At 29.9% G+C, this 4,410-nt stretch carries 4 protein-coding genes; 1 reads left to right on the top strand and 3 read right to left on the bottom strand.

The window, feature by feature from the left end; genetic code table 11:
* Positions 1-53 precede the first annotated feature (53 nt).
* Genes J7G74_RS11440 through garR form a run of 3 tightly spaced genes read right to left on the bottom strand, consistent with a single transcriptional unit; the run spans position 54 to position 3,856 of the window.
* The gene (locus J7G74_RS11440) at positions 54-1,490 is read right to left on the bottom strand and encodes a four-carbon acid sugar kinase family protein (protein ID WP_297135429.1); all 1,437 of its coding nucleotides are present in this window, start codon (positions 1,488-1,490) and stop codon (positions 54-56) included.
* 31 nt (positions 1,491-1,521) lie between these two features.
* Positions 1,522-2,919, bottom strand: coding sequence for a GntP family permease (locus J7G74_RS11435; protein WP_297135426.1), 1,398 nt, complete (start codon positions 2,917-2,919; stop codon positions 1,522-1,524).
* 37 nt (positions 2,920-2,956) lie between these two features.
* A complete protein-coding gene (gene garR, locus J7G74_RS11430; protein ID WP_297135424.1) occupies positions 2,957-3,856 on the bottom strand; it encodes a 2-hydroxy-3-oxopropionate reductase in 900 nt (299 codons plus the stop codon).
* 209 nt (positions 3,857-4,065) lie between these two features.
* Here garR and J7G74_RS11425 point away from each other — a divergent pair.
* Positions 4,066-4,410 (top strand): GntR family transcriptional regulator (locus tag J7G74_RS11425; RefSeq protein ID WP_297135421.1); only part of this gene is annotated, 345 nt, incomplete at its 3' end.

Below are 4,410 nucleotides of genomic sequence, written 5' to 3'. Positions count from 1 at the left end.
GATATACTATCTAAGTACTAACTTATTTTATTATTCATAAACTTTATTTTTGATTATCCCATTAATATTTCTACAGCTTCTCTAAGTGTGCTTACTTCTCCAACATTGCCAGGGAAAATTATATATGGCATATTATTAAATTTACTTTCCTCTCCTGTCATCCATACAGGTATTCCTGGTTTTATTTGTCCCATTACATTTGCTCTTTTAACTTTAAGAGCTTTTGTCCCAACATCACTGGATGTTATTCCACCTTTTGCTATAATAAAACTTGGTCTTACATTAAGTTTTCCTATTATACTAGTAACTGCATCTGATATTTCTACAGATATCATAAGCTGTTTGTCCTTGTCATCTGTATCTAATACTACTAATTCTCTCTTTGTATATACTGCAACTATATTTCCATTTTTTATTTTCTCTTCAACTATATCAATTACTCTTTCAACTTCTTTTTTTAAACCACCTTCTTCTAAAACTAAATGTGGATTAAACTCTATAAATTCAATTGGATATTTACAGTTTCTTAACTCTTCTAATTGCATTGTCGTCTTATTTACATGGGAACCAACTAATACTATTCCTCCATTTTCATTATCTTTTGATACTAATTCTTCTTTAGTAAGTAATGGTTTATCACTTACTCCTCCTAATATTTTAGTAACTGCTGCTGCACTTCTTATCATAAATTCTTTGCCACTATTTATAGCTTTTATAAGAGCTATCACAAATACTTTTACATCTACATAGTCTATAGCATTTACTACTATTTTATTAAAATCCTTCACACTCTTTAGTTGTTCTGTTATCTTATCTATATTTAAATCTTTTAAATCTTCTAATGAAATATATACTATATCAGAAGCTTTGTATTCTCCATTTGTTTTTTCTTCACACCAATCTCCTATATGCGAGGATTTGTATCCGAAAGATTTGTCTTTTGCAAATTCAGTCATTCCTGCTGGTATTAGCATCTCACCTTCTCTTACATAATGAGTATTATTTATTGTAAATCTACCACCTTCTTTAAAAAATGGCATTATTATTTCTCCATCATATGAATTCCCTAGATGTTTTTCTATCTCATTTTTTAATACTTCTGTTTCTAAAGGATAATGACCTCTCATAGTTGAATCTCCACGACTTATAACTATGAAACCTCTATTTAATTCCTTAGATATATTTACTATATTTTGAGCTATTGTCTTATGCACTTCTGTTGTTTGAGGTACAGTGAATCCTCTAGAATTTGTTAGTATAAAAAACATACTATTTTCTTCTTCAAATCCAGACTTTATGCTATCATTTTCCCAATCAGTATAAACTGATATATCATGTACTGTTTGAACTCCTGTTGGATCATCATCTAATACAACTATTTTTCTATTTAAATTCGATAATCCTTCCTTTAATAATCTATCTACTTCTTTCTCATCTACTTCTTTAAAAGTTTTTAATATATCTACTTCTATTGGTCTAACTTCTCTCATAATTAATACTCCCTTTTTAACAATTTGAATTTTATAATCCAGGCAATGGTATTATTGTATTTATGAAGTTTATTAATAATATTATTCCAAATGCCGTAAAGCCAGCTATTGTGCCACCAACTGTCCAAGATTTTAATGTATCTTTTACTGATAATCCACTAAATCTTGATAATACCCAGAATCCTGAATCATTTGGAAGAGATAATCCTGTTCCTCCTGCACATATTGCTAAACCAACCAATATTGGTGATACCCCTGTTCCTGCTATTGCTGGCCCAAGTATTGATGATGTTGTTACTAATGCAACTGTCGTTGATCCTTGAGAAATTCTAAGTAATGCGCTTAGTACAAATCCTAATACTATAACAGATATATTTAATCCAGACATAGTTTCAACTAAGAAGTTTCCTATTCCACTTGCATTTATTACACTACCAAAAGCTCCACCAGCTCCTGTTATTAGTAATATTAACCCTGCAGATTCAGCAGCTTCAATTACTATATCTCCTAAATTTTTATTTAAATATTTTCTAAGAATAAATATAGCTACTATTATTCCAAGCAATATAGATATATTTTTATCACCTAAAAATGCAACTATATTATATGATAAACTACCTTCTATTAAAAATAGATTAGATATATTTGATACTAATATCAATACGATTGGAAAAAGTAATGCTAATAATGATAGTCCAAATCCTGGGTTTTCACTATTTTCTATTGATTCAACATCATTTTCAACTACAACTTCACTACTATTAAGTGAAACTTCTACTAATGATTGGCTTGATTTTTCATCTTCATATGCCGGGTATTTTTCAAATACTTTTCCATATATCCATCCACCAGCTAATGCTGCTGGAAATGCTATTATTATAGAGTACATTATATAAAATCCTACATTCGCATTAACATTCGCTGCAACCGCTAGAGGTCCTGGTGTTGGTATAACTAAAGCATGCCCTACTATTGTTCCAACTCCTAATGCACATACAAATACCATTAATGACTTTTTAGTACTTTTTGCTATGTACTTTATTATAGGCATCATTATAACAAATGCCGCATCCATAAATACTGGTATAGATATTAAGAATCCTGATGTACATACTGCTAAAGCACTATTCTTATTTCCAGTTTTTTTTATTAATCCTTGTGCTATCGATTCTGTGGCTCCAGATTCAGACAACACATTTCCAAATACTATCCCTAATCCTATAACGATACCTATACTTCCTAGTGTACTTCCGAATCCTGTTGATATTGTTGTTGATATTTCATTGATAGGCATTTTAACTAAAAATCCAGTTAATATTGATGTTAAAAGTAATGCTAAAAATGGATTCATTTTAAATTTTATTATTGAAGCTAGTAAAACCACAATGGAAATTGCAAATGCAATTAATAAACCGTATCCTGTAAGCATATTTCTTCCTCCTGTATTAAATTAGTTACTTAATTCTTTATTTACTTACTTCTATTCCTGCTAATCTTTCAAAGTACTTAACTATTGATGCATGATCGTCATCTAGATTTCCAGAAACTTTTAATCCCTGCATTATTTCTAAAAGTTGGCTAGTCATAGGTAGTGGAACATCTATATTATGAGCTGTACTCATTACATTTTTTATATCTTTTAAGTTTATTGATATTTTTCCACCTGGTTTAAAATCTCTATTTATTATCATTGGCACCTTTGCATCAAGTACAGTACTTCCTGCAAGTCCTCCTCTTATAGCTTGATAAACTTTTTCAGGATCTGCCCCTGCTTTAGCCGCTAATACAAAACCTTCTGATACTGCTGCTATTGTAAGGTTAACTATAATTTGATTTGTAAGCTTTGTAACACTACCACTACCACTTGGTCCTATAAGTATTGCCGAACTTCCCATTGCATCAAAATAAGGAACTACCTTTTCATATGTTTCTTCTTTTCCACCTGCCATAAAAGCTAATGTTCCGTCTATCGCTTTTGGTTCTCCACCACTTACAGGAGCATCTATAAATCCAACTCCTATTTCCTCTAATTTCTCAGCACAATATTTAGATTCAGTAGGGGTCACTGAACTCATATCAACTACTATAGCTCCTTTTTTTATTTTTGTTGTAACACCATTTTCTCCAAATAAAACATCTTTAACTATTTTTCCATTTGGAAGTATTGTAAATATAACTTCACACTCTTCACCTATTTCTAATAAACCTTTACTCTCTGCTCCATCTTCCACAAGCTCATTGACTACTTCTGTATTCAAATCATGTACAACTAAGTCATATCCTCCTTTTAATAAGTTTTTAGCCATTGGTTTCCCCATAATTCCTAATCCTATAAAACCTAACTTTTTCATAATATACCTCTCCATTTGCTTTATATTTTAATTTTGAAAACGTTTTTGTATTTATGCTTAAAGTATAATCACAGCCGGTATACCGGTCAACAGTTTTTTTGAAAGTAGTTTTTTTAACAGAATAGTAGTTTTTTTAACAAATTCCCATCTCTTATTGACCTAATATTTAGTTTAATGTAATCTTTATATTAAGATAAATAAAAATATAAAAAAGGAGTTTTTACATGTCCAATTTATCTCTAACAAAATTACAAAAATACGCTTACGATTTTATAAAAGACATGATATTATCAGGTAAATTCTTAGAAAATGAAATATATTCAGAAACAAAGTTATCTAAAGAAATAGGAATATCTCGTACTCCTATGAGGGAATCTCTTCAAAGACTATCACAAGAAGGTTTTATAGATATACTCCCTAGTAAAGGATTTAGGTTACATAAATTTTCTGAAAAAGAAATTATAGAGATTTTTCAGATTCGTTCTGCCATAGAAGGTTATGCTACATTTTTATTAACCCATCAATGTAAAACAGCTAAAGGAATTGAGACTATTGATTTATTAAAAGGT

This window comes from Terrisporobacter sp., from assembly GCF_017888745.1.
Taxonomy (GTDB): Bacteria; Bacillota; Clostridia; order Peptostreptococcales; family Peptostreptococcaceae; genus Terrisporobacter.
The sequence above is the reverse complement of the archived record's forward strand: the minus strand, read 5'-3'. Positions and strand labels throughout refer to the sequence as shown.